Source organism: Stappia sp. ES.058 (genome assembly GCF_900105595.1).
GTDB lineage: Bacteria > Pseudomonadota > Alphaproteobacteria > Rhizobiales > Stappiaceae > Stappia.
Map to the genome: position 1 here is coordinate 3,591,173 of NZ_LT629784.1, position 24,136 is coordinate 3,615,308.

Annotated in this window: 23 protein-coding genes and 1 tRNA gene; 12 read left to right on the forward strand and 12 right to left on the reverse strand. The window is 64.0% G+C overall.

What is annotated here, in order from left to right; genetic code table 11:
- Positions 1 to 42: 42 nt before the first annotated feature.
- On the forward strand, positions 43 to 696 hold the full coding sequence (locus BLU32_RS16640) for a VUT family protein (protein ID WP_093808785.1): 654 nt from the start codon (positions 43 to 45) through the stop codon (positions 694 to 696).
- 96 nt (positions 697 to 792) lie between these two features.
- On the opposite strand, the gene folD is transcribed toward BLU32_RS16640, so the two are convergent.
- The 3 genes from folD to BLU32_RS16655 are packed head-to-tail and all read right to left on the reverse strand — an operon-like array spanning position 793 to position 2,359.
- A complete protein-coding gene (gene folD / locus BLU32_RS16645; RefSeq protein ID WP_093808787.1) occupies positions 793 to 1,689 on the reverse strand; it encodes a bifunctional methylenetetrahydrofolate dehydrogenase/methenyltetrahydrofolate cyclohydrolase FolD in 897 nt (298 codons plus the stop codon).
- Between the two features lie 36 nt (positions 1,690 to 1,725).
- Positions 1,726 to 2,061, reverse strand: a complete 336-nt coding sequence (locus BLU32_RS16650; RefSeq protein ID WP_093808789.1) for a DUF167 family protein — start codon at positions 2,059 to 2,061, stop codon at positions 1,726 to 1,728.
- Between the two features lie 7 nt (positions 2,062 to 2,068).
- Positions 2,069 to 2,359: a YggT family protein gene (locus tag BLU32_RS16655; protein ID WP_093808790.1), complete on the reverse strand. Its 291-nt coding sequence runs from the start codon at positions 2,357 to 2,359 to the stop codon at positions 2,069 to 2,071.
- A gap of 210 nt (positions 2,360 to 2,569) precedes the next feature.
- Here BLU32_RS16655 and BLU32_RS16660 point away from each other — a divergent pair.
- A tRNA-Ala gene (locus BLU32_RS16660) sits at positions 2,570 to 2,645 on the forward strand.
- Between the two features lie 85 nt (positions 2,646 to 2,730).
- Positions 2,731 to 2,976 (forward strand): hypothetical protein, encoded by a 246-nt coding sequence (locus tag BLU32_RS16665; RefSeq protein WP_093808792.1) that lies wholly within the window; start codon positions 2,731 to 2,733, stop codon positions 2,974 to 2,976.
- A gap of 935 nt (positions 2,977 to 3,911) precedes the next feature.
- On the opposite strand, the gene BLU32_RS16675 is transcribed toward BLU32_RS16665, so the two are convergent.
- The 5 genes from BLU32_RS16675 to BLU32_RS16695 form a co-directional block, all read right to left on the reverse strand.
- On the reverse strand, positions 3,912 to 4,787 hold the full coding sequence (locus BLU32_RS16675; RefSeq protein ID WP_093808796.1) for an RNA polymerase factor sigma-32: 876 nt from the start codon (positions 4,785 to 4,787) through the stop codon (positions 3,912 to 3,914).
- A 347-nt stretch (positions 4,788 to 5,134) separates the two neighbouring features.
- Positions 5,135 to 5,743 carry a CarD family transcriptional regulator gene (locus tag BLU32_RS16680; protein ID WP_093808798.1) on the reverse strand — a complete coding sequence of 203 codons (609 nt, stop codon included), beginning with the start codon at positions 5,741 to 5,743 and terminating at the stop codon, positions 5,135 to 5,137.
- 368 nt (positions 5,744 to 6,111) lie between these two features.
- The gene (gene fdxA / locus BLU32_RS16685) at positions 6,112 to 6,450 is read right to left on the reverse strand and encodes a ferredoxin FdxA (protein ID WP_093808800.1); all 339 of its coding nucleotides are present in this window, start codon (positions 6,448 to 6,450) and stop codon (positions 6,112 to 6,114) included.
- A 265-nt stretch (positions 6,451 to 6,715) separates the two neighbouring features.
- Entirely contained in the window at positions 6,716 to 7,129 is a 414-nt protein-coding gene (locus BLU32_RS16690; protein WP_093808802.1) for an RNA-binding S4 domain-containing protein, read from the reverse strand.
- Positions 7,130 to 7,210: 81 nt separating this feature from the next.
- Entirely contained in the window at positions 7,211 to 10,507 is a 3,297-nt protein-coding gene (locus BLU32_RS16695; RefSeq protein WP_208976909.1) for a helicase-related protein, read from the reverse strand.
- Positions 10,508 to 11,195: 688 nt separating this feature from the next.
- Between BLU32_RS16695 and pyc the strand changes: the two genes are divergently transcribed.
- Together pyc and BLU32_RS16705 are read left to right on the forward strand one after the other, a co-directional pair.
- A complete protein-coding gene (gene pyc / locus BLU32_RS16700; RefSeq protein WP_093808805.1) occupies positions 11,196 to 14,666 on the forward strand; it encodes a pyruvate carboxylase in 3,471 nt (1,156 codons plus the stop codon).
- A 26-nt stretch (positions 14,667 to 14,692) separates the two neighbouring features.
- A complete protein-coding gene (locus BLU32_RS16705) occupies positions 14,693 to 15,892 on the forward strand; it encodes a winged helix-turn-helix domain-containing protein (RefSeq protein ID WP_093808808.1) in 1,200 nt (399 codons plus the stop codon).
- Positions 15,893 to 16,035: 143 nt separating this feature from the next.
- Here the strand turns inward: BLU32_RS16705 and BLU32_RS16710 are convergent, their stop codons facing one another.
- Positions 16,036 to 16,488: a host attachment family protein gene (locus BLU32_RS16710; RefSeq protein ID WP_093808810.1), complete on the reverse strand. Its 453-nt coding sequence runs from the start codon at positions 16,486 to 16,488 to the stop codon at positions 16,036 to 16,038.
- A gap of 143 nt (positions 16,489 to 16,631) precedes the next feature.
- Positions 16,632 to 17,090: a low molecular weight protein-tyrosine-phosphatase gene (locus BLU32_RS16715; protein WP_093811197.1), complete on the reverse strand. Its 459-nt coding sequence runs from the start codon at positions 17,088 to 17,090 to the stop codon at positions 16,632 to 16,634.
- A 156-nt stretch (positions 17,091 to 17,246) separates the two neighbouring features.
- Here BLU32_RS16715 and BLU32_RS16720 point away from each other — a divergent pair, with 156 nt between their 5' ends.
- The gene (locus tag BLU32_RS16720; protein WP_093808812.1) at positions 17,247 to 17,540 is read left to right on the forward strand and encodes a 4a-hydroxytetrahydrobiopterin dehydratase; all 294 of its coding nucleotides are present in this window, start codon (positions 17,247 to 17,249) and stop codon (positions 17,538 to 17,540) included.
- Positions 17,541 to 17,572: 32 nt separating this feature from the next.
- On the opposite strand, the gene BLU32_RS16725 is transcribed toward BLU32_RS16720, so the two are convergent.
- Positions 17,573 to 17,815, reverse strand: coding sequence for a sulfurtransferase TusA family protein (locus BLU32_RS16725; RefSeq protein WP_093808814.1), 243 nt, complete (start codon positions 17,813 to 17,815; stop codon positions 17,573 to 17,575).
- A 157-nt stretch (positions 17,816 to 17,972) separates the two neighbouring features.
- Between BLU32_RS16725 and BLU32_RS16730 the strand changes: the two genes are divergently transcribed.
- The 5 genes from BLU32_RS16730 (at position 17,973) to BLU32_RS16750 (ending at position 21,761) form a co-directional block, all read left to right on the forward strand.
- A complete protein-coding gene (locus tag BLU32_RS16730) occupies positions 17,973 to 18,524 on the forward strand; it encodes a DUF924 family protein (RefSeq protein ID WP_093808816.1) in 552 nt (183 codons plus the stop codon).
- A 363-nt stretch (positions 18,525 to 18,887) separates the two neighbouring features.
- Positions 18,888 to 19,226, forward strand: a complete 339-nt coding sequence (locus BLU32_RS16735; protein WP_093811199.1) for a P-II family nitrogen regulator — start codon at positions 18,888 to 18,890, stop codon at positions 19,224 to 19,226.
- 24 nt (positions 19,227 to 19,250) lie between these two features.
- The gene (locus BLU32_RS16740; protein ID WP_093808818.1) at positions 19,251 to 20,576 is read left to right on the forward strand and encodes an ammonium transporter; all 1,326 of its coding nucleotides are present in this window, start codon (positions 19,251 to 19,253) and stop codon (positions 20,574 to 20,576) included.
- A gap of 240 nt (positions 20,577 to 20,816) precedes the next feature.
- Positions 20,817 to 21,245 carry a hypothetical protein gene (locus tag BLU32_RS16745; RefSeq protein ID WP_093808820.1) on the forward strand — a complete coding sequence of 143 codons (429 nt, stop codon included), beginning with the start codon at positions 20,817 to 20,819 and terminating at the stop codon, positions 21,243 to 21,245.
- 180 nt (positions 21,246 to 21,425) lie between these two features.
- Positions 21,426 to 21,761 (forward strand): hypothetical protein, encoded by a 336-nt coding sequence (locus BLU32_RS16750; RefSeq protein ID WP_093808822.1) that lies wholly within the window; start codon positions 21,426 to 21,428, stop codon positions 21,759 to 21,761.
- A gap of 92 nt (positions 21,762 to 21,853) precedes the next feature.
- Here the strand turns inward: BLU32_RS16750 and ggt are convergent, their stop codons facing one another.
- Complete coding sequence (gene ggt / locus BLU32_RS16755) at positions 21,854 to 23,446, reverse strand: gamma-glutamyltransferase (RefSeq protein WP_093808824.1); 1,593 nt, start codon at positions 23,444 to 23,446, stop codon at positions 21,854 to 21,856.
- 219 nt (positions 23,447 to 23,665) lie between these two features.
- Here ggt and BLU32_RS16760 point away from each other — a divergent pair, with 219 nt between their 5' ends.
- Positions 23,666 to 24,100, forward strand: coding sequence for a heme-binding protein (locus tag BLU32_RS16760; protein ID WP_093808826.1), 435 nt, complete (start codon positions 23,666 to 23,668; stop codon positions 24,098 to 24,100).
- Positions 24,101 to 24,136: the final 36 nt, after the last annotated feature.

Consider the following 24,136-nt stretch of genomic DNA (forward strand, 5'->3'; position numbering starts at 1 on the left):
CTTTTGCGCGATACCGACCGGTCGGACCATGGAGTGTCGAACATGATGGATTTTCGCACGTTTACCGCAACGCGCGCGCTTCAGGCCATCGTCGCGATGGCCCTGGTCGTCGTCGCCTCGAACATTCTCGTCCAGTATCCGGTCTCCGGCAAGCTCGGCACTATCGATCTCGCCGATCTTCTGACCTGGGGCGCCTTCACCTATCCGGCGGCCTTTCTTGTCACCGATCTTACCAACCGCCGCTTCGGCCCCGCAGCCGCCCGCAAGGTGGTGTTCGTCGGCTTCGCGCTCGCCGTCGCGCTTTCGATCTTCCTCGCCACACCGCGCATCGCCATAGCGTCGGGCTCGGCCTTCCTCTTTGCGCATCTGCTCGACATCCTGCTGTTCGACCGGATGCGCCGGATGAGCTGGTGGAAGGCCCCTATCCTGTCCTCCGCCACGGCCTCGGTGCTCGACACGGCGCTGTTCTTCGGACTGGCCTTCTCCGCCGCTGCCACGCCGCTGCTCGGCTTCGGCGACGACTTTGCCACAACAAGCGCGCCGTTCCTCGGCGTTTTCGCGCTCGAGGTTCCGCGCTGGCTGTCCTGGGCCGCCGGCGACCTGACGGTAAAGCTCATCGTCGCCGCGGCGCTCCTGCTGCCCTACCGGCTGCTGCTCGCCTATTTCGGCGCGTCGGCGCACCCAGGACGCGCCTGAGACGCCGCACGGGTCCACACGGTCAACACAATACAAAAGCCCCGCGCGGAGAGCATCGCACGGGGCATTTTTTCAACGGCGGCTTTTCGTTCTCTCTCAAATCTCGGGAACGGAGACCCCGTGTCGCCGGCACGCGGCCACGACCGTATTGGCCAGCAGGCAGGCGATGGTCATCGGGCCGACGCCGCCCGGCACCGGCGTGATGGCACCTGCGATCTCCGTCGCCTCGGCAAACGCCACGTCCCCCACAAGCCGCGTCTTGTCCGGCCCCTTGTCCGGCGCGGGCACGCGGTTGATACCGACGTCGATGACCGTCGCGCCGGGCTTGATCCAGGTGCCGCGCACCATCTCCGGTCGCCCGACGGCGGCGACGAGAACATCGGCGCGTTTGCAGACAGCCTCGATGTCACGCGTGCGCGAATGCGCCATCGTCACAGTGCAGTTCTCGTTTTGAAGCAACAGCGAGACCGGCTTGCCGACAAGGATGGAGCGCCCGAGCACCACTGCATCCAGTCCGCTCAGGCTGCCGCCGCGCGCCTCGCGCGCCAGCAGCACGCAGCCCTGCGGTGTGCAGGGCACCAGTCCCGGCGAGCCCAGCACCAGACGCCCCGCGTTTTGCGGGTGAAGCCCGTCGACGTCCTTTTCCGGATCGATGGCCAGCACCACGGCGTCCGTGTCGAGATGCGCGGGCAGCGGCATCTGCACCAGAATTCCGTCGACAGCCGGGTCGGCATTGAGCCCGGCCACGAGATCCATCAGGTCGGCCTGGGAGGTCTCTGCCGGCAGCCGGTGCTCGATGGAACGCATGCCGCATTCCTCGGTCTGGCGCACCTTGTTGGCGACATAGACCCGGCTCGCCGGATCGTCGCCGACAAGAACCACCGCCAGCCCCGGGACCAGACCCGGCGCCGTCTTGAGCCCGGCAACGGCCCGGGTGACCGAGGCGCGCAAGCGCGCCGCGCGCGCCTTGCCGTCGATGAGGGTAGCGGACATGAAACCTCCGAAAATTGAATCCGTGCCGACCGTAGTCTAACCAGCGCGATCACAGATGGAGCACAGCCTTGCGGCAAGCTCTTGCGCGTCTGCGTCAAGTTCCAGCAATTTGACCCGCGCCGCCGCACCGGACACCAGCCGCACATCGCGCTTCGGCAGACCCAGAAGCCGCGCGACGAAGGCGATGACGGCCCTGTTGGCCGCGCCCTTGTCAGGCACCGCGCGCACACGCAGCTTGAGAACGCACAATCCGTCGTCCCGGGTTACGACGCCATCGACGCGGTCGTGCGCCGCTTTCGGCGTGACCCGGACGCGAAGCCTGAGACCGCCGCCGGCAACCTGTTCAAAGGGGCGCGGCGACCGCGCGTTCACAGCCGGATCAAAAGACGTTGGGATACAGGTAATAAACGATGATGCGCTGAAGCAGGAAGATACCCAGGAGCAACACGATCGGCGAAATGTCGAGACCGCCCATGCTGGGCAGCCGCTCGCGGATCGGGCGCAGCAGGGGCTCTGTCAGATTGTAGAGCAGCTGGGCGATCGTCGCGACGAACTGGTTGCTGGAATTGATGACATTGAAGGCGAACAGCCAGGAAAAGATCGCACTGGCGATGATCACCCAAGTGTACATGTTGAGGATGATGAGAACGACGTCGAGAATGGCGCGCATGGGCGGGGAGGCTCCGGCTCGGTCCGTGGATCGAATGACTGATCATGATGTAGCGGGCGCGCCGCTTTCCCGCAAGGTCGGGAACCATGCCGCAGGGCTCCCGCTTATGGGTAAATCCTGCGCGCAGTCCCCAACCGCCGGACAGCGCCGGCGAGACCCTTGACAGGAGCCCGGCCCCTCCCCTAAATGCCGCTCACGCTCAAAGAGCGCGGGGCCGTAGCTCAGATGGGAGAGCGCTGCAATCGCACTGCAGAGGTCAGGGGTTCGATTCCCCTCGGCTCCACCAGTTTCCGCATTCCATGAACATTGCTTCTCCGGATCGCGCGCCGGTGCGCCTGGCGCAGGAAACGTCCGGCTGACCGAATGGTGTCATGCACAGGCTGCGCGACGCGCTCGTCGAGAAATTTAAACAACAGAAAATTCTCTATTTTCAAACAAGCCAGGGCCTCCGGTTTTTCTTTGCCGGAGCTTCCAGCTTCATCGCAAATCCCGCCCTGATAATTGCAATTTTGCATATCGTTCTTGTGTTCAGCGTTGCCCGCGGCGCGACCCTCGAAGCCAGCCCGGTCGATACCCCGGGAACAAAGCCCCTTTCCAGTCGACTGGCCGGGGCTTGATCAGTCTCGTTGTTGCCATTTTTCCAGGAACACCGGCGGAAACAAGCTTGCACCTTTCAAACCGCGCCGGTCGTCCTGATCGGAAGAACACCGACCCTCTCTCCCGCGACCTCAACCCAACCGGCACGGCTGTGCCCCCTCGCCGTTCGTCTTTTCGCAGGCAGTGAGCGAAGCATTGGTCCGGCGCTGCGGATCAATGGCAATGATACGGCTTCGATCCGGCATGGCAGCATTGACCGCGCGGGCTGTCTTTCCGGCACCCGCCGCCGTGGGCATCGACGGAAACCGTCCCGAGGGCCATTGCCGCGACGATGCCCACAGTCAATACCAGCTTTTTCATGGAAATTGTCCCTCACGCAGATTTGAATAAGAAAATGAAGTCCACGATAATCACCCGGTCATTCGAAATTACAACAATAAATAAAGTACAATGGCCAAATTCAATTTGAATTCGAGAAATACTATCTGAGATAAACACGCCGGTTGCAGGACCTCGAGACCTGTGGTTTGCCCTTCATCACCTTTGCAAGGTTTGCGGGCGGACGAAACGGCAGGGTGTACTGGCGAAGCGTCGCAGCCCCGGTTCCCACTGCCGCCAACCTGGTGGTACGGCGGTCGAAGACCGCCGTATCGTCGCGGTCCTCGATCGCACGCAGGCGCCCGCCGCACCACGCCATTCGCTGCCGGTTTTCCTCGTAAAAATTCACCTCAACGGGGTATGACCCGGTATCGGGACCGAGCGCCCTCGACTGGCCTGAGCAGGAATGCGCGCCACTTCGAGTGCCGAACCAGCATTGTGCTCGCCCGGCGGAAAAGCGGCCCCTCTCACCCTTTGCTGACCCGCACGACCGCACGACAAATACCGGGCGGCGCAAGTCACTTGCCCCGCCCGATCCCGACTGATTCCCGTGGCGTATCTTTTCGCGGCGGCGGTATCAGCCGCAATAGGCATGCTTGTCCGGCTGGACCTTCAAGAGCGCATCGCGGAGCTTTTCCAGCGCCCGGCTTTCGATCTGGCGGACGCGCTCCTTGGAAATCCCGAGCTTGTGCCCGAGCGCCTCGAGCGTCGCGCCGTCTTCCGACAGGCGGCGTTCGCGAACGATGCGCAATTCCCGCTCCGACAGCACGCCAAGCGCGCTTTCCAGCCACAGCGACCTGCGTTCGGTATCGATCGCGCCCCCGACCATCTCTTCCGGAAGCGGATCATTCGACACCAGAAAGTCCTGCCGGTCGGCGCTGGAGCCGTCGGACTCCATCATTGGCGCGTTCAGCGACGTGTCCGGTCCGGACAGTCGGGCACTCATCGTCGCAACATCCTTGACCTTGACGCCCATGGTCTCGGCGATCTTGCCGACGAGTTCCGTCTCGGTCACCCGCGTGGTGCCGCTGCTGAGCTTCGCCCGCAGGCGGCGCAGATTGAAGAACAGCGCCTTTTGCGTCGACGACGTGCCCCCGCGCACGATAGACCAGTTGCGCAGGATGTAATCCTGGATCGACGCCCGGATCCACCACGTCGCATAAGTCGAAAAGCGCACCTCTCGTTCCGGCTCGAACCGGGACGCCGCCTCCAGCAGACCGATATGACCTTCCTGGATCAGGTCGCTCATCGAAAGGCCGAAGTTGCGGTACTTCGCCGCAACGGCGATCACAAGGCGCATGTGCGACAGACTCAGCCTGTCAAGCGCCGCCTGATCGTCATTGTCGCGCCAGTCGAGTGCAAGTTGATGTTCTTCCTCACGGCTGAGATAGGGTGCTTTCATTGCCGCGCGGACAAGTTCTCGACGATTTCCGGAAAGGTAGCTCACGCTCAATACCTCCGCGCCATTGCGTTCTTGTTCAATCTTACGCGCTTAAAACCGATTTGGTTCAGTGGCCCGCTGTAAAAATCGAACAGAGCGGCGGTCGCTCGGCATGGCGACAGGCACATGACGCTGACCGCTTAGCGATCAGAATGCCCCCTACGGACGATCAGAACCAATACGAGTTTTTAACGCACATGATAAGGATTTCTGATGATAAAACCGGATTGAGGCACATATGCGGCAGGCTCTCACGCGCCCGTTCCCGCCGCTGCAGGACGGCACGTTCGCACGATCCGCCAAACAAAAAAGGGCCCGGCAGATGGCCGGGCCCGCAAATATTGGTCCGCCGGAACTCCTCAGGCGGCCGCGGTCTGTTCGCCTTCGCCGTCTTCATCCGCGGCTTCCGCCTCGGCCGCCGCAGCGGCTTCCGCGGCAGCCTTGCGGCTGGCCGACTTCGCGAGATTCTGCTCGATCTGTCGGATCGCTTCCGTATCGGAGCATTTGTTCACCGCCGCGATCTCGCGCGACATGCGGTCGAGTGCAGCCTCATAGAGCTGGCGCTCCGAATAGGACTGTTCCGGCTGGCTGTCGGAGCGGAACAGATCCCGAACGACTTCGGCGATCGAGATCAGGTCGCCGGAGTTGATCTTTGCCTCATACTCCTGCGCGCGACGGCTCCACATGGTCCGCTTGACGCGAGGACGACCGCGCACGGTCTCCAGAGCCTTCTTGACCGCAGGCGCATCCGCCAGCTTGCGCATGCCCACGCTCGCGATCTTCGCGACGGGAACACGCAACGTCATCTTGTCCTGTTCGAAATTGACCACAAGCAGCTCAAGTGCATACCCGGCGACATTCTGTTCCTCGATCGCCGTGACCTGGCCGACCCCATGGGCCGGATACACAATGAACTCTCCTGTCTTGAAACCCTGTCTCTGCGCGGTTTTTTTCACCGTTGTTGCCATACGCCTTTATTACTCCTGCGCAGTTGCGGCCGTGAAGCCGATGGGTGACGCCCGCGCGCCACCTTTTTACGGAGAAACGCACGCCTGCCGGCCTGGAAAACCGGGCCGCCGGTGTCCGTCTTGGTGTGTTCAGCCTGCCGGTGACGATCTCAACTCGTGATTATTGTGGAAGCGCACTCCGGCCCGCCTGCTACTGCGGGGAAGCTGCAACCACAAAAAACCTCCAAGGGAGGGGGAGATCAAAGGCCCGGACGACTTCTCAAACAAGGTACCACATTTTCTGTGGATTTCCAAATGCAACGCACAATAACCCCGCCGCCGGCGGGGGCGGCAGGGGGCATTTTCCAAACGCCCACGCTCGGGACCCCTCAGTCGCCGTCGCCCGGCTCCGAGGAAAAGAACTTGTCGAACTTCCCGTCCTGCCCGTCGAATTTCTCCGCCTCGGGCAGGGGATCCTTCTTGACCGTGATGTTTGGCCATTTCGACGCGTACTCGGTATTCACCTCAAGCCATTTTTCCAGGCCGGGCTCCGTATCCGGCTTGATTGCATCTGCCGGACATTCCGGCTCGCAGACACCGCAGTCAATGCATTCGTCCGGATGGATGACGAGCATGTTGTCGCCCTCGTAGAAACAGTCTACCGGGCACACCTCGACGCAGTCTGTGTATTTGCACTTGATGCAGTTGTCCGTGACGATATAGGTCATCGCGATCCTCTCAAGACGGCACCGGGACCCGTCCCGGTGGCCGCAGCACCCGCATCTCTGCAGGCGACCTGGCACCGCACGCCGGAGGCAAGGCACCTTTCGACGACTGCGTACCGGGTTTGCCGGCCCGCATCAAGTTCGGAATATGTTGAGTTTGAGTGCGACGTTGGAAGATTATTCCAGCGCGCCCCGCCACCGCGCCGGGTCGCGCGCCGGCGACTGCCGAAACACCGGACACTCCCCCGACCGCGCGGCCATTCAGGCGCTATCCCTCACCATTGCGAAAGCGGTCGGTTTCCCGACGTTCCCGCTTGGTCGGACGTCCGCTGCCCGGCGCGCGATGGGCCGGCGCACCGGGTTCTCCCCCCGCCCCGCCCGCGGAGTCGCGCGGCGGCGGCGGAGGTGTGAGGTCCTCATAAAGGCGCTCAGCTTCCGGTGCCGGTCCCCGTCGCTCGCCCGGGGCCAGCACCTTGAGGATGCGGATGCGCTGCGCGACGGCGACCGTAAGAACGTCGCCGGCGCGCACGGGTTTTGCCGCCGCGGTGACCTTGTCCCGATTGACCCGCACATGCCCGCCGGCAACAAGCTTCTGCGCGAGGCTGCGCGACTTCACGAGCCGCGCATACCAAAGCCACTTGTCGATCCTCTGAACGGGAAGTGCGCTTTCGGCCTCGCTCATCGTCGCAAGCCCCCAGACCGGTGCGGCGACACACACCCGAAGGGCAGCGGCCGACGCTGTTTGCTCCTGACGACGCCGCGATCAGCGCGGCTTCTTTTCCATGTCCGCCTTGAGTGCGGCGAGTTTTGCAAAAGGCGAATCCGGATCAATCGTGCCGCCCTTACCGGGCCGTCCACCGCGACCGGACGCCTTGTCGGGACGTGACCCGCCCGATTTCGCCCCGGATGACCGTCCGGACGGCTCGGCCGGATTGCGCGGCTTGCCCTTTGGCTTGCCGCCGCCGCGTCGCGGTGCCTGATCATCGCGTGCGCCCGGACCCTTGGCCGACGCACCGTCGCGCGCGGCGCCGCCACGGTTGCTCGGCCGGCGTCCCGGCTTGTCTCCGCCGCGCGGACGCCGATCCCGCCGTCCGGGACGCCAGATCTCGATCGTGACGGTTTCCACCGCCGCCGCATCCGTTGCGTCAGCCGGCGCATCGCTCTCCTGAGCGGGAGACTGCGGATCGGCTCCATCCGTCGGGGTTTCCGCGGACACATCGCCAGGCGCTGCGTCGGAGATCGCCGTTTCGCTCTCCTCGGGCGCACCCGTTTCCGTGACCGCTTGCGTCGGCGTGCCAGCCGTCGACGCATCAACCTCGCCCGCTCCGGACGCCGATGTATCGGTGGTGTCGGGGCCGGCCGCCGGATCGACAGCCGATGAATCCGCAACGGCCGACTCGGCAACGGGCGTTTCGGCAACGGGCGTTTCAGCAGTTGACGACTCGAAGGCTGAGGTCTCGGGGGCTGAGGTCTCGGAGGCTGAGGTCTCGGGGGCTGGCGCTTGCGTTTCGGTTGAAGACGCGGACGGGACGGACGGAGTCACGTCCGCCGCAGCCGTCTCGAGCGGGCCGACGGCCGCAACCGGGCGCTGGATTTCCCGGCTCTCGTTTCGGTAGCCGAGCGACTTGAGGATCGCGGAAAAATCCTCGCCCGCGCAGCCGAGCAGGGATGTCATGGCGACGGTGACGGTGAATGCACCGCCCTCGGGAACCGCCCCTTCCGGCGGCTCGACACTGGTATCGAGCGGCTTCCAGGCAAGCAGCGGACGAATCAGGTCCGCAAGACGCTCCAGAATATCGACGCGCACGGCGCGCGGCCCGCACACACGAAACCCCACGACCTTGTAAAGGTCCTTGGAGAATGCCGGATCGACGACAACCGAGGTGCGCCCGGACGCCGAAAGTTGAGGCAACTCGGACAGCCCCGGCATCTCCAGGTCGCCGTGTTTCAGGGCCCAGAGCTGGGCCATCAGACGGCTCGGCGCCGGCTTCAAGAGCGCCGGCACGAAAATATGATGGGCGCCGAAACGCACACCGAGGCGACGCAGGCCGGCGCGCATCGTCTGGTCAAGCTGGCGCACGTCCTCGGAAATCTCGGCGCGCTCGACAATGCCGAGCGATTCGACGAGGCGGAAAGCGACGCCGCGCGCGAGGCCCTCAAGTCCGTTTCCGACCTCAAGATCGCGCAGCGGCTTGGCAAGCGTGTCGATATGCGCTTTCAGCCAAAGCGTGAGCCGGCCTTCCACCTTCTCGCGATCCGCCGCCTCCAGCGTGTCGTCGCACAAAGCGATAAGCCCCGGTGAAAGAACGGTTTCACCCGCGATCAGCCGCGCGACCACTTCGCCCTGCCAGCGGATGAAGCCATCCGAGGTCAAGGTGAAATCCTCGTTGCCGGCGCGCGCCACCTTGTCGGCACGTGCGGTCAGTTCGCTGGCAAGCGCTTTTTGCGCGGCCGCGCGCAGAGCCTTGCCGTCCGGACCGTCGGCCGCCGCATCGGGCGCGAAGCGAAAGCCCTGGAGCTGGCCAACATGCTGCCCCTCGACAAGCACGTCGCCCACTGGTGTGATTTCCGCTTCAAGCATCGCGTTCTCTCTCAGACGTCGCATCAATACGCTGGTCCGCCGGTCGACAAAGCGTTGAGTAAGCCTGTCGTGCAAGGCGTCCGACAAACGGTCTTCTACGCCGCGCGTCACGCCTTGCCAATGGGCAGGATCGGACAACCAGTCGGCGCGGTTGGCAACAAACGTCCATGTACGGATGTGCGCCATGCGGTTGGACAGCGTATCGATGTCCCCGTCGACCTTGTCGGCGAAGGCCACCTGACGCGCGAACCAGTCGTCCGGCACCACTCCGTCGCGGGTCAGATGCGCATAGATCCCGGCGATCAGATCCGCATGATTGGCCGGCGCGATCTTGCGGTAATCCGGGACCTGGCACACGTCCCACAACAGCCGCACCCGTTCGGGCGAGGACGCCACGCGGCGAATGGCTTCATCGCGCACGGCATGATCGAAGGCAGTCTCGTCGGCGGACGGCGGCGCCCGCGTCAGCCCCTGCTCGCGCGGCGGCACGTCCAGCGAGGCGCGAAAATTCGTCACCGAGGAAAAATCGAGCGCCCGGCTGCGCCACTGAAACACCTTGAGCGCGTCGAACCGGTGGCTTTCCAGCGCCTCGACCAACTCGTCGTCGAAGGGATCGACCCGCCCCGTCACGCCGAAGGTTCCATCGCGGGTGTGACGCCCGGCGCGCCCGCCGATCTGCCCCATCTCCGCGGGCGTCAGCATGCGATACTGATAGCCGTCGAACTTGCGAATGCCGGCAAAGGCGATGTGGTCGACATCCAGATTGAGGCCCATGCCGATCGCGTCGGTGGCGATCAGGTGTTGCACGTCACCGTTCTGGAACAGCGCGACCTGCGCGTTGCGGGTCCGCGGGCTGAGCGAGCCGAGGACGACCGCCGCGCCACCGTGCTGGCGGCGGATCAGCTCCGCGATCGCGTAGACTTCAGAGGAGGAAAACGCCACGACGGCGGAGCGCGGCGGCAGCCGCGTGATCTTCTTCTGTCCCGAATAGGCGAGCACCGACATGCGCGGCCGGGTCACCACATTGAGGCCCGGCAGCAGCCGCTCCAGCAGCGGACGCGCGGTGGCAGACCCCAGGAGCAGCGTCTCCAGATGCCCGCGCATATTGAGAATGCGATCGGTAAAGACATGGCCGCGCTCGAGATCGCCGGCCAGCTGCACCTCGTCGATGGCGACGAAATCGGTCTTCAGGTCGAGCGGCATGGCCTCGACGGTCGAGACCCAGTAGCGCGCGTCGGGCGGGATCACCTTTTCCTCGCCGGTGACGAGCGCAACCTTGTCCTCGCCGACGCGGGCGACGATGCGGCCGTAAACCTCGCGCGCAAGAAGGCGCAGCGGCAGGCCGATGATGCCGCTTTCACGAGAAATCATCCGCTCGATGGCGAGATGGGTCTTGCCGGTGTTCGTCGGCCCGAGCACGGCGGTCACGGTCCGGGCGCGGACACTCGGCGGAAGTTGTGAGTTTGGCGAATGGAGCATGTGTTGCGACGACGCGAGGCGCGACCTCTTGGACGAGGGCAAAACTGGGCGGCGAAAATCCGGCAGACCCGCCAGCAGGCAGGGCGAAACACTGATTTCTGGTACCACAGTCGGCACGCGCATGTCGCGCTTTCTTTTGGCCGCCGAAAGCGCCCGACCAGGTCCGAATCGGAGGCTCGATCCCGACGAAAGTGCCGCAACCGGAACGAGTCCGGAACAAAGCCGGACCGAATCGATGCTCACGGCGTGTTCTATTTTTGTTCCACACCAGATATGGTATCGAGGACACCCCACGTCCCGAAATCGTGAATCGGGACAAGATCTTGGCCCTGTCTCGAATGCCGGTTGCCGCCGCACACGCCGCCGTCAAGATCCTTTCGATTTCGTAAACCTCACCGGCTAAATTTGAACGCTCGGGTTAACGCTTCGACCGAACGGCGAACAAAGCCTGTCCGAATCGCTGACCGGAGCATGTTCCGGCTTTGTTTTCCCCAGATACGGTGGTTCGCCCTGCACGCGCACCGATATGCTGACGCATGAGATTCGCCCGCCCGCGCCGGGGTCGGCGAAGACTTTACCACTTTGTCCCGTTACGGGGCAGGTGGCCACATGGTGCGGCGCACCACCTTCCCTTGCAGTGCCGCGCCCTGTAAAACCCGACGGGTAAGCCATAACAGGAGGGGCAGATTTGGCCATTCGCAAGATCCTCGTCGCCAACCGGTCCGAGATCGCCATCCGCGTGTTCCGCGCGGCGACCGAACTCGGCATGCGCACGGTTGCCGTCTACGCAGAACAGGACAAGCTCGCCCTGCACCGCTTCAAGGCGGACGAGGCCTATCAGATCGGACGCGGCCCCCACCTTGAGGCGCCGCTGGGCCCGATCGAATCCTATCTCTCGATCGACGAGATCCTGCGCGTGGCGAAATCCTGCGGCGCGGATGCAATTCATCCGGGTTACGGATTCCTGTCGGAAAGCCCGGAATTCGCCGATGCCTGCGCGGAGGCCGGCATCGTCTTCATCGGCCCGCGCCCGGAGACCATGCGCCGGCTGGGCAACAAGGTTTCCGCACGCAATCTCGCCGTCGAGGCCGGGGTCCCGGTGATGCCGGCGACCGACCCGCTGCCCGACGACATGGAAACGGTGCGCCGGCTTGCCGCCGAAATCGGCTACCCGGTCATGCTCAAGGCCTCCTGGGGCGGCGGCGGGCGCGGCATGCGCGTGATCGGCGACGAGGAAACGCTGCTGCGCGACGTGGAGGCTGCCAAGCGCGAGGCCAAGGCCGCCTTCGGCAAGGACGAGATCTATCTGGAAAAGCTGGTCGAGCGCGCCCGCCACATCGAGGTGCAGATCCTCGGCGACAGCCATGGCAACCTGCTGCATCTGTTCGAGCGCGACTGCTCCATCCAGCGGCGCCACCAGAAGGTCGTGGAACGCGCGCCGGCGCCCTATCTCACGGCCGAGCAGCGCGAGGAAGTCAGCACCTACGGCCTGAAGATCGGCAACACGACAAACTATCGCGGCGCGGGCACGGTCGAGTTCCTGATGGATGCCGACACCGGGAAATTCTATTTCATCGAGGTCAATCCGCGCATCCAGGTCGAACACACGGTCACCGAAGAGGTCACCGGCGTCGATCTCGTCAAGGCGCAGATCCGCATCGCCGCCGGCGCCATCATCGGCGATCCCGGCTCGGGGATCCCGACGCAGGAGGGGATCAAGCTCAACGGCCATGCGCTGCAATGCCGGATCACCACCGAGGACCCCGAGCAGAACTTCATTCCCGACTACGGCCGCATCACAGCCTATCGCGGCGCGACCGGCTTCGGCATCCGCCTCGATGGCGGCACGGCCTATTCCGGCGCGGTGATCACCCGCTTCTACGACCCGCTGCTGGAAAAGGTCACCGCCTGGGCGCCCACGGCCGAGGAGGCCGCCCAGCGCATGGACCGCGCCCTGCGCGAATTCCGCATTCGCGGTGTCGCGACCAATCTGGTGTTCCTGGAAAACGTCATCGACCATCCGGATTTCCGGGGAAACAACTACACCACGCGGTTCATCGACGAGACGCCGGCGCTGTTCGAGCAAGTGACGCGGCGTGACCGCGCGACCAAGCTTCTCACCTATATCGCCGATGTCACCGTCAACGGCCATCCCGAGACCAAGAACCGGCCGCAACCGCCGGCCGAAGCCGCCGCCCCGCATGTACCGGTGATCGATGCGCCGGTGCGAAACGGCACCCGCCAGCTGCTCGATGAACTCGGCCCCGCCGGTTTCGCCGACTGGATGAAGGCGGAACGCCGCGCGCTTGTCACCGACACAACCATGCGCGACGGCCACCAGTCGCTGCTCGCCACCCGCATGCGCAGCCACGACATCGTCGCCGTTGCCGACGCCTATGCCCGCGGCATGCCGCAGCTGTTCTCGCTGGAATGCTGGGGCGGTGCGACCTTTGACGTCGCCATGCGCTTTCTCACCGAGGACCCGTGGGAGCGGCTCCGGCTGATTCGCGAACGCGCGCCCAACATCCTGCTGCAGATGCTGCTGCGCGGGGCGAACGGCGTTGGCTACACCAACTATCCCGACAATGTCGTGCGCCATTTCGTCAAACAGGCAGCAAGCGAAGGCGTCGATCTCTTCCGGGTGTTCGACTGCCTCAACTGGGTGGAGAACATGCGCGTCTCACTCGACGCGGTGATTGAGGAGGAGAAACTCTGCGAGGGCGTGATCTGCTACACCGGCGACCTCAACGACAGCGCCCGGCCGAAGTACGATCTCGCCTATTACATCCGCCTGGCGAAGGATCTTGAAAACGCCGGCTGCCACATCCTCGGCGTCAAGGACATGGCCGGGCTGATGAAGCCGGCGGCGGCGAAAGAGCTCTTTGGCGCGTTGAAGCAGGAAGTCGGCCTGCCGATCCACTTTCACACGCATGACACCTCGGGCATTTCCGCAGCCAGCGTGCTCGCCGCGGTCGAAACCGGGGTCGATGCCGTCGATGCGGCGATGGACGCCTTTTCGGGACTGACCTCGCAGCCGGCTCTCGGCTCGCTTGTGGCGGCGCTGAAGGGCACGCCCCGCGATACCGGGCTGGATTCCGGCACCATCCGTGCGCTATCGCTCTACTGGGAGGCCGTGCGCAACCAGTACAGCGCCTTCGAGAGCGACCTCAAGGCGCCGGCTTCCGAGGTCTATCTGCATGAAATGCCCGGCGGCCAGTTCACCAACCTGAAGGAACAGGCCCGCTCGCTCGGGCTGGAAAGCCGCTGGCACGAGGTGGCGCAGGCCTATCACGACGTCAACATGATGTTCGGCGACATCGTCAAGGTAACGCCGTCGTCCAAGGTCGTCGGCGACATGGCGCTGATGATGGTCTCCCAGGGGCTGAGCGTTGCCGACGTGCTCTCGCCCGACAGGGACGTCGCCTTCCCCGAAAGCGTGGTGCAGATGATGCACGGCGATCTCGGCCAGGCGCCGGGCGGCTGGCCCGAGGACATCCAGAAACGCGTCTTGAAGGGCGACACGCCGATCACCGTGCGTCCGGGTGCGTTGCTGGAAGACGACGACCTGGAGGCGCGCCGCGCCGAGATCGCGGAAAAGACCGGCACGGAAATCGACGAGGCGGAGCTTGCCTCCTACCTGATGTATCCCAAGGTGTTCACCGAATTCGCGGCTGCCCGCGACGTCTACGGCCCCGTCAGCGTTCTGCCGACGCAGATCTACTTTTACGGGCTTCCCGCCGGTGAGGAGGTGATGGTCGACCTGGAGCCCGGCAAGACCCTGGTCGTGCGCTGTCAGGCTATCGGCGAGACGGATGAAAACGGCGAGCGCAAGGTATTCTTCGAACTGAACGGACAGCCACGCATCATCAAGGTGCCCGACCGGGCGCATGGGGCCGCCGGCGCGAGCGCGCGGCGCAAAGCGGAAGACGGAAACCCCGCCCATGTCGGCGCGCCGATGCCGGGCGTGATCTCGACCGTCGCCGTTTCAGCAGGGCAAAAGGTCACCACCGGCGACGTGCTTGTCTCGATCGAGGCGATGAAGATGGAAACCGCGCTCCATGCAGACCGCAACGGGACCATCGCCGAGGTGGTCGTGACCGCAGGGCAGCAGGTCGACGCCAAGGACCTGCTGGTGGTGCTCGCCGACGTCGAAGACTGAAACAGCGGCGAGGGGATGGACCCGCAATGAGCCCGACCATCGCCAGTGACGATCTGCGCCGGACATTCCTGCATCTGCAGGGACTGTCCGGCGCGCCCGGTCGCAAGATCGACACCGACGGCTGCCGGGCGCTTGTCCAGGACATCGGCTTCGTCCAGGTCGACAGCATCAACACGGTCGCGCGCGCCCATCACCAGATCCTGTTCTCGCGCAACCAGACCTATCGCCCCGACCAGCTCACGCGGCTGCTGGAGGTCCGTCGCGACCTGTTCGAGAACTGGACGCACGATGCGTCATGCATTCCGGTCGAGTTCTATCCCCTGTGGCGCCATCGCTTCGCGCGCGAACGCGAACGGATGACGGCGCGCTGGACCAACTGGCACGGGCATGATTTCAAAGACGAACTCGACCGGGTGCTCGCCCGCATTCGCAACCACGGTCCGGCAGGCACCCGCGACTTCGACCGCAACGGCCCGCGCAAGGAACCCGGCTGGTGGAACTGGCATCCGGGAAAGGCGGCGCTGGAATATCTCTGGCGCACCGGGGAGATCGCGGTAACCCGCCGCGAGAATTTCGCCAAGATCTACGATCTGGCCGAACGTGTCATTCCCCCGGAACACTTCAACCGCGAAATCCCGCATGACACCTTTGTCGACGCGGTCTGCGACGGCGCGTTGCACCGCCTCGGAGTCGCGACCTCCGGCGAAATCGCCGCCTTCTTCGATCTCGTCACACCCGCCGAGGCAGCCGATTGGTGCGCGCGAAACGCCGGCGGACAAATCCGCCGGGTAAACGTCGAGGGGCACAGCGATCGACGGGAGGCCTTTGCCCGCGCAGACATCGACAAACTGCTCGCCGATGTCCCCGACCCGCCGAAACGCCTGCGGGTGCTCAGCCCCTTCGACCCCGTGTTGCGCGACCGCAAGCGTGCCGAACGGCTGTTCGACTTTCGCTATCGCATCGAGGTTTTCGTGCCCGCGCCGAAGCGTGTCTACGGCTATTACGTGTTCCCGCTCTTGGAGGGAGACCGGATCGTCGGTCGCATCGACATGATTTGCAGGCGCGCCGACGGCAACCTCGTCGTTACCGCGCTCTGGCCGGAACGGGGCGTACGGTTCGGCGCCGGGCGCATGGACAGGCTCGAGGCGGAACTCACCCGCATGGCCCGGTTCACCGGAATGGAGAAGCTTGTGTTCGAAGACGGCTGGCGACGCGAGCCCGCGTGATGATCCATGCAAACCAGCGTCGGTCCTCATTGCCGCGGGCCGAGCCAACGCCGAGCGCGGCCGAAACCGAACGATCCAAGCGGCGCCGCGGCGAATTCACTGTGTTTCGCCACGACCCGCCGGTTCGAATGATCGACCTCGAATCAGTCCTTGGTGGACAGGATGCGCTCGATCTTGTCGGGCGGATGCCCTGTGAGCGTCTTGTCGACTTCCGCGACGACCCGGCTGGCGACCTCCTTGTGAAAGGCCTTGCGCAAATCGCCCAGCGTCATCGGCGGAGCCACAATCACAATCTTGGAGAACCGGCCGGCATGCGCCGCCTTGTAGAGAGCCTCGGCGACCTCTTTTGCGAAGCGGTGCTTCTCAAGCGTGTGCCAGTCAGTTTCGTCCATTGCGCTTTTCTGCGCGCCCGGTCCATCGCTCTGCCGTCCCGGACTGTCTGTTCCCTGCTCGCTGGTGGGCGGGTTTTCATGCTCCAGCACCCGCAGAACCTCGAAGTTCGGATAGTCGGCATCGCCCTCATTGCGAAAGAAGAGAGCCTTCTCACCGTCGCCGACAAGAATCCAGCTGTCGTGTTCGATGCGCAAGCCGCTCATGTTCGACCTCCTTTTATTGGCAATCTTGTATTGGCAATCCACGGGTTCGCGATCGGGACGCCCCGCGGGATCCGCGCCAACCGGATCGCATCCGGAAAACAATGGCGTCTCGTACGGTTCACATAGGAACGAACAGGCACGACTTAAACATCTTGCGTGAGCGTGCGGAGCAATCGGCCACAGCCTGCGTCGAGCATGTCGAAGACGGTCTGGAAGCCATCGGGTCCGCCGAAATAGGGGTCAGGCACATCCTCAGGGAGAAATCGGCGCAGGGCAGCGGCGCGATCGGCACCGGAACGGGTCCGGAGGGTCTCGAGATCCGCGAGATTGTCGCCATCCATGGCCAGAACCAGATCGAATTTCTGAAAATCATCCACATTCACCTGCCGAGCCCGAAGGCCCGCGAGGTCGATCCCGTTTTGCGCGGCGATTGCGACGGACCGGGGGTCCGGAGCCTTTCCGACATGCCAGTTTCCCGTCCCCGCGGAATCGACGCCGATGCGCGTGTCGAGGCCGACACGTGCCAGCTTCGCCCGCAGGATCCCTTCCGCCAGCGGAGACCGGCAGATGTTTCCAAGGCAGACAAAAAGCACCGACGTCATGCGGAATTCCCTGTTGGAGGATGCCCGTCCGGCCGGAAGGGAATTTCGGCGTTCCGGTCGGAGGGTTTTTTTCATGCGCACGACATCCTAGGTGAAGGGGGTAGACGTTCAAGGGCTGCGCACCTGCAAAGCCCGCTCACACAGGAGACCACACGCATGGCATCTCGGCTTGACGACACCGAACGCTCGGCCGCCATGGCCGAGATTGGCGACTGGGCCCCGGCGGCGGATCGCGACGCGATCGAGAAGACCTTCACCTTCAAGGATTTCAACGAGGCGTTCGGCTTCATGACCCGTTGCGCGCTGGTCGCGGAGAAACTCGGCCACCATCCGGAATGGTTCAATGTCTACAAGACCGTGAAGGTCACCCTGACAACCCATGATGCGGGCGGGCTCAGCCAGTTGGACGTGAAGATGGCGAAAGCGATGGACGCCATCGCGACCGGCTGATCCCAAGTCAAGACGGAGGCGGATATCTCCGTTCAGTCCGGGTCGCCGCCGCGCTCCAGAACGAAGACATGCGTCTCACCGTCCTGCTCGCGCGACACCAGACGGTGGCCCGCCTCGCTGCAGAAGTGCGGAATGTCGATCACGGACATCGGATCCGTCGCCTCGATCCGCACGCGCGCGCCGGCGGGCAGCCGCGAAAGCGCCTTGCGCGCCTTGAGCACCGGGAGCGGGCATTTCAGACCCTTGAGGTCGAGCTCTGTCTGCGGATCGGTCAACGGGCGTTTCCCCCTGCAAGTCAATAATCATGCCGACATGTGCCACGCATGCCAGTGCGCCGCCACGGGGTTTTACACCCGCACCTGCGGTGCGATAGTCGCCTGAACGCCCGGCGGGACCCATGCACGCAGGGCATGGACAGAGGATAAGCCCGAAATGACGAGCGACAAGATCGATCCCTTCGAAATCCTGGATTTCTGGTGGACGGCCGGCCCCGAGAAATGGTTTGCGACCGACACGGACTTCGACGAGGAGATCCGTCGCCGGTTCGAACCGGGCGTGAGCGCCGCCAGTCTCGGCACTCTGGACGATTGGGCGGGCACCCCGCACGGGGCGCTGGCGCTGCTGCTGCTTCTCGACCAGTTCCCGCGCAATCTCTACCGGGGCGATGCAAAGGCCTTTTCGGGCGACGATCGCGCCCTTGAAATCGCCGAAAGGGCACTCGACGCGGGCTTCGACCGGGCGTTTCCGAAGATGGCCCGGACCTTTTTCTACCTCCCCTTCGAGCATGCGGAGGATATTGCCGCACAGGAACGCAGCGTCGACCTGTTCCGTCGAAATGGCGAGGAAACGACCTATTTCTACGCCCTGGTGCACATGGACGTCATCCGCCGCTTTGGCCGGTTTCCTCATCGCAATGACGCACTCGATCGCGAGACGACGCAGGCCGAATCCGCCTATCTCGACGACGGCGGGTTTGGTGCCTGATTTAAAGGCAGGCATCGTCAAAGCGTATTTTTTATGCAGACCCGCCCTGCAGGTCTGCATATTTTTTAATCACGCGCCCTGCCGTGGACGCAGCCCGAAAGAGCCCCGACCCCGTGGTCCGAACAATATTCCTTAGCAATTGATTTATCTTGTTTATTTCGCCTCGAACCCTCTGCTGAATCGGCTTTTTTTGCAGCGCAATACGAGTTGGCACGCTCCTTGATACCTGACGGGTGGCGTTGGTCGGCGCCGGTTCCAATGCGCAAGTCGCATTCTCCGGACGACGCGCCGCCGACAACCACCCGGGATGCGCCAAATGCTCCCGACGGTGGACGCAAGCAGGGAAAGGAACGGGAAGCGAGCATGAAAATCGTGATGGCCATCATCAAGCCGTTCAAGCTCGACGAGGTGCGCGACGCCCTCACGAGCATCGGCGTTCAGGGACTGACAGTCACCGAAGTCAAGGGATACGGACGCCAGAAGGGGCACACGGAAATTTACCGTGGCACCGAATACGCCGTCAGCTTCCTTCCGAAACTCAAGATCGAAGTCGCCGTCGCCTCCGACCTTGCCGACAAGGTGGTCGAAGCGATTGCCGGCGCCGCCAAGACCGGTCAGATCGGCGACGGAAAGATCTTCGTCTACGCGCTCGACCAGGTTCAGCGCATCCGCACCGGCGAATCCGACGCCGCCGCGCTTTGATCCATTCGAGCAGGGGAGAATCCGATGAATAACCGTATTAAGTCTGCCGGTCTCGCAGCTGCCGCGCTTCTCGCGGCGAGCGGTCCGGCGCTCGCGCAGGACACGCCGCAGTTCTCGCTGTCAACCGAGACCGCTTATATCTTCAACACGTTGCTGTTCCTGATCGGCGGCTTCCTCGTCATGTGGATGGCCGCAGGCTTTGCCATGCTGGAAGCCGGCATGGTGCGCAGCAAGAACGTGTCCATGCAGTGCCTGAAGAACATCACGCTCTATTCCATCGCGGGGCTGATGTTCTGGATCACAGGCTACAACCTGATGTACACCGGCGTCGACGGTGGCTTCATGGGGTCGCTCGGCCCCTACAGCATCGATCCGGTCGGCGGCAACGCGCTCGACACCGGCTACTCCACAGCATCCGACTGGTTCTTCCAGATGGTGTTCTGCGCGACCACCGCCTCCATCGTCTCCGGCACGCTCGCCGAGCGGATCAAGCTGTGGCCGTTCCTCGTCTTCACGATCGTTCTGACCGGCTTCATCTATCCGATCGGCGGTTCGTGGGAGTGGGGCGCAGGCTGGCTCGACGGCATGGGCTTCTCCGACTTCGCCGGCTCCACGCTGGTGCACTCGGTCGGCGGCTGGGCCGCTCTTGCCGGCGCCCTGGTTCTTGGTGCACGCACCGGCAAATACGGTGCGGACGGTCAGGTCCACCCGATGCCCGGCTCCTCCATGCCGCTCGCAACGCTTGGCACGTTCATCCTGTGGCTCGGCTGGTTCGGCTTCAACGGCGCCTCGCAGCTTGCCATGGGCACCATCGGTGACGTTTCCGACGTGTCTCGCATCTTCGTCAATACCAACATGGCCGCCGCTGCCGGCGTTGTCGTCGCGGTGATCCTGACGCAGATCATGTACAAGAAGGTCGACGTCACGATGGCGCTCAACGGCGCGCTCGCCGGTCTCGTTTCCATCACGGCAGAGCCGCTGGCGCCCAGCATCTTCCAGTCGATCATCATCGGCGGGATCGGCGGCGTGATCGTTGTCTTCGCCGTGCCGATGCTCGACAAGCTGAAGATCGACGACGTCGTCGGCGCCATTCCGGTTCACCTGATTGCCGGCATCTGGGGCACCATGATCGTGCCGCTGTCCAACTCCGACGCGAGCTACTACGTGCAGGGCGTCGGCGTGGTCGCCTTCGGTGTCTTCACATTCGGCGTGAGCCTTGTCGTGTGGCTCATCCTGAAGTCCACCATCGGGCTGCGCGTGACCGCCGAAGAAGAAGCTCTCGGCCTCGACAAGACGGAAGTCGGCGTCGAAGCCTACCCGGAGTTCGGCCAGGGCAGCGGACGGGTCTGATCCGGCCAACCATCTCCCGTGACGACCGGCTTGGCGCCGGTCGCACCTTGAAACCCGGGGCCCCAGGCTCCGGGTTTTTTTATGGCCGCACAGCCTCCGGACGCCTCTTGCAGCCGCAACGGGAAGGCAGCATCATCACGCCACACAAGGGGCGGGTCCGAATCGCCCCTGTCGACAGGTTCATGCGTTCGTCCCGGCGACGAGATCGCCGCTCCACCGCTGCCCCGAAAGGACCCGGCCATGCCGTTCATCGTGTCGATACCGCTGACCCTGGCACCGCTGCTGGTCTACAACCTGCTGGCCTTCTCGCTTTTCGGCAACGCCGGCGGCGATCCGTGGCTCGGTCCCGTGCTGACGGTCGAACTGGTCTCGGGCGCCCGCTTCACGCTCGTCACCGGCGATCTGATGATCGTTTCCGGTCTTGTCCTGCTTTTCATCGAACTCCTGAAGGCGACCCGAACGGGCGTCGTCGCATTGACCGACCACATCCTGTCGACGCTGGTCTTCGTCGCCTATCTGGTCGAATTCCTCACGGTGCGCGAGGCTGCGACCTCCGTGTTCTTCATTCTCATCTGCATCTCGTTTGTGGACGTCATCGCCGGCTTCAGCATCACCATCACGGGGGCCAGACGCGATTTCGGCGTCTCCCGCGGAGACGACTTCCACTGAAGCATCCCGCAGATTAACAAATGCGTTGCAACGGAAATGGCAGAAATCCGGGGAAAACCGGAGAGATTCGCTCGCGCATCGCGAAATAGTTAACAAGAGGTTATCGCCTGGCACGGCATTTGCGCTAAATTACCCGGTAACAACGCCAATGTTTCAAATTGGCACGCCCGGGAGGCGACAATGCGGATCGAACCGACACCCCGTGTCACAACGGGATCGACGACACGACGCGCAGCGGCGCAGCGCAGCAACGCGACAGCGGAGACGCGCGCTGCCGACAGCGCAAGCCACCTCGTCGCGATAGAGCCCGTCGTGGATACGCGGAAGGCCGGCTACGCCAGGCTTCACCGCACCAACGCGGCCTTTCTCGCACAGTTGATCGCCACACGGGACAACATGCCGCAAACCCGCGCGCGCCGCCGTGCCGAGCCGGATGAGGCGATCGCCGCTTATCGCGCAACCGAACGCCAGCCACGCTACATGGACGCCGGACGGGTGCTTTCCATCAGCCGCTGAGACCCGTCGACAGAGCGTAAGCGCTCAGCGCACATGAAAAAGGCGGCAGCCCCCGCCGCCTTTCTTACATTTGCTTGTCGCCGGTTGGCGCCTCAATACCCGGCGGCCATTCCGTCCTTGCGCGGGTCTGAGCCGCCGACCAGCGTGCCGTTCTCGCGATCGATGAGGATTGCCTGCGCTCCGCCGATCGGTTCCGGCGCTTCCACGACCTGGTGACCAAGCCCTCGCAAAACGGAGAGCGTTTCCTCCGGCACGCTGCGTTCCGCCTGCAGCACATGCGTCTTCTCGTCGAAGAACATGCGCGGAGCGTCAATCGCCTCCTGCGGATCCATGTCGAAATCAATCATGTTGGTCAGCACATGCGCATGACCACAGGGCTGATAGCCCCCGCCCATCACGCCGAACGAGAGATGCGGCTTTCCATCCTTGAACGCCATCGCCGGAATGATCGTGTGCAACGGCCGCTTGCCGCCGTCGATGCAGTTCGGGTGGCCCGGTTCCAGCCGGAAGCAGGCCCCGCGATTTTGCAGGAGCACGCCGCTCTTCGGTGCGCATATGCCGGAGCCGAAGTCCTTGTAGACCGAATTGATCAGCGAGACGGCCATGCCGGCGTCATCGACGACGGACAGATAAACGGTGTCCGACGACGGGCCGAGCAACGCCGGCGGAATGTCCGGAATGCGCGAGGACGGCGTAATCCGCGCCGCCAGCTTGTCGAGATACACCGGGGTGAGAAAGGCATCGGGGCCGTATTGCATGTGATCCGGATCGGCGAGAAAGAGGTCGCGCACGGAATAGGCAAGCCGGCCGGCCTCCATCTCCAGGTGGAACCGCTCGGGTCCGGACGGATCGAGGACCGCGAGGTCGAAGCGCTCCAGAATGCCCAGCATGACAAGCGCGATGAAACCCTGGCCGTTGGGCGGCAACTCGGCAACGTCGATGCCGCGGTAGTTGCGCACGACCGGCGTCATGTCGAGCGTCTCCATGCCGGCCATGTCGGCCATCGTCATCAGCCCGCCCTTGGCGGCCAGCGTGTCGACGATGTCCTGCGCCACCTCGCCTTCGTAGAAAGCCTTCGCGCCAGTGTCGGCAATCGCCTGCAGCGTGCGTGCCAGTGCCCGGTGACGCATCACCTGCCCCACCTTGGGCACCGCGCCGTCGATCAGATACTCGTCGGCCGCACCGGCATCGGCCGAGAGCTTTTCAAGATTGCGGGCCCAGTCATGCGCCACGCGCGGCGTGACGGGATAGCCATCGCGCGCGCAGCCGATCGCCCGCTTCAGCACATCGCCAAGGCTGCGGGTTCCGTGACGCGCCAGCAGCGTTTCCCATGTGCGCACCGCACCGGGCACCGTCACCGCATGCGGGCCATTGAAATCGATCTGCGTGATGCCCAATTCGGCCAACTTTTGCGGTGTCGCGGCCGCCGGCGCCGGGCCGGAGCCGTTCACCCCGTGCACGCCGCCGTCCGGGCCGGCGACAATCGCGAAGCAATCCCCGCCGATTCCGGTCATTTGCGGTTCGACCACAGCCTGTACCGCCGCGGCGGCAACGGCCGCATCGACGGCATTGCCGCCCGCCTGAAGCACCTCGATGGCAGCCGATGTCGACAGCGGGTGCGATGTGGCCACCATCGCGGTCGTCGCATAAGTCGCGGAGCGTCCGGGATATTGGAAGTCGCGCATGGAAAGTATCCTCTTGTTTCCTGGGCCCCGGGTGCGCCTGCCATGCGGCGCAGTCAGTCACGCCAGCGAAAACCGGCGCCGGATGACACCTCGGGCCGCCCACTCTATTGTTTCTCTCGCGGAGCGGGTCCTTGTCGTTTTTCTCCATTGGAACACAACACGGACCCTGATAGCCGTTCTCGGGACCCTACACCCATGTCATTGCGGAGATTTTTGCAAATGAGCAAACTCACTCTTTCCGTATCAGAGAAAATTATCAAGGCGGCTTTTGCCAAGGGCGCCGACTTGAGCCTGAAGCCCCTGACCGTTGCCGTGCTCGATGCCGGCGGTCATTTGCTCGCGCTGATGCGTCAGGACGGTTCGTCGATCATGCGTCCGCAGATTGCAACGGGCAAAGCCTATGGCGCCATCGCCGTGGGGGCGGGATCGCGCTGGCTGGATGCCAACGCCCAGACCCGTCCGCATTTCGTGCAGGCCCTCAACGGCGCGGCCGGCGGCGGCATCGTCCCCGTACCGGGCGGCGTGCTCATTCGTGACGGGGAAGGCGGCGAGATCCTCGGGGCCGTCGGCATCACCGGCGACACCTCGGACAATGACGAAGCCTGCGCAATTGCCGGCATCCAGGCAGCCGGCCTTCAGGCGGACGGCGGCTGAAGGCGCTCGGCAGGCCGCCCATGTGGCAGCCTGCCG

What these genes read in the sequence shown, in the direction of transcription:
- BLU32_RS16750 (WP_093808822.1), top strand. Translation starts at nt 21,426, where the DNA reads ATGCGGATCGAACCGACACCCCGTGTCACAACGGGATCGACGACACGA.
- BLU32_RS16640 (WP_093808785.1), top strand. Translation starts at nt 43, where the DNA reads ATGATGGATTTTCGCACGTTTACCGCAACGCGCGCGCTTCAGGCCATC.
- BLU32_RS16715 (WP_093811197.1), bottom strand. Translation starts at nt 17,090, where the DNA reads ATGACGTCGGTGCTTTTTGTCTGCCTTGGAAACATCTGCCGGTCTCCG.
- BLU32_RS16720 (WP_093808812.1), top strand. Translation starts at nt 17,247, where the DNA reads ATGGCATCTCGGCTTGACGACACCGAACGCTCGGCCGCCATGGCCGAG.
- ggt (WP_093808824.1), bottom strand. Translation starts at nt 23,446, where the DNA reads ATGCGCGACTTCCAATATCCCGGACGCTCCGCGACTTATGCGACGACC.
- BLU32_RS16690 (WP_093808802.1), bottom strand. Translation starts at nt 7,129, where the DNA reads ATGAGCGAGGCCGAAAGCGCACTTCCCGTTCAGAGGATCGACAAGTGG.
- BLU32_RS16710 (WP_093808810.1), bottom strand. Translation starts at nt 16,488, where the DNA reads ATGAGCGGCTTGCGCATCGAACACGACAGCTGGATTCTTGTCGGCGAC.
- BLU32_RS16735 (WP_093811199.1), top strand. Translation starts at nt 18,888, where the DNA reads ATGAAAATCGTGATGGCCATCATCAAGCCGTTCAAGCTCGACGAGGTG.
- BLU32_RS16740 (WP_093808818.1), top strand. Translation starts at nt 19,251, where the DNA reads ATGAATAACCGTATTAAGTCTGCCGGTCTCGCAGCTGCCGCGCTTCTC.
- BLU32_RS16745 (WP_093808820.1), top strand. Translation starts at nt 20,817, where the DNA reads ATGCCGTTCATCGTGTCGATACCGCTGACCCTGGCACCGCTGCTGGTC.
- fdxA (WP_093808800.1), bottom strand. Translation starts at nt 6,450, where the DNA reads ATGACCTATATCGTCACGGACAACTGCATCAAGTGCAAATACACAGAC.
- folD (WP_093808787.1), bottom strand. Translation starts at nt 1,689, where the DNA reads ATGTCCGCTACCCTCATCGACGGCAAGGCGCGCGCGGCGCGCTTGCGC.
- BLU32_RS16730 (WP_093808816.1), top strand. Translation starts at nt 17,973, where the DNA reads ATGACGAGCGACAAGATCGATCCCTTCGAAATCCTGGATTTCTGGTGG.
- BLU32_RS16760 (WP_093808826.1), top strand. Translation starts at nt 23,666, where the DNA reads ATGAGCAAACTCACTCTTTCCGTATCAGAGAAAATTATCAAGGCGGCT.
- BLU32_RS16655 (WP_093808790.1), bottom strand. Translation starts at nt 2,359, where the DNA reads ATGCGCGCCATTCTCGACGTCGTTCTCATCATCCTCAACATGTACACT.
- BLU32_RS16705 (WP_093808808.1), top strand. Translation starts at nt 14,693, where the DNA reads ATGAGCCCGACCATCGCCAGTGACGATCTGCGCCGGACATTCCTGCAT.
- BLU32_RS16680 (WP_093808798.1), bottom strand. Translation starts at nt 5,743, where the DNA reads ATGGCAACAACGGTGAAAAAAACCGCGCAGAGACAGGGTTTCAAGACA.
- BLU32_RS16665 (WP_093808792.1), top strand. Translation starts at nt 2,731, where the DNA reads ATGCACAGGCTGCGCGACGCGCTCGTCGAGAAATTTAAACAACAGAAA.
- BLU32_RS16695 (WP_208976909.1), bottom strand. Translation starts at nt 10,507, where the DNA reads ATGCTCCATTCGCCAAACTCACAACTTCCGCCGAGTGTCCGCGCCCGG.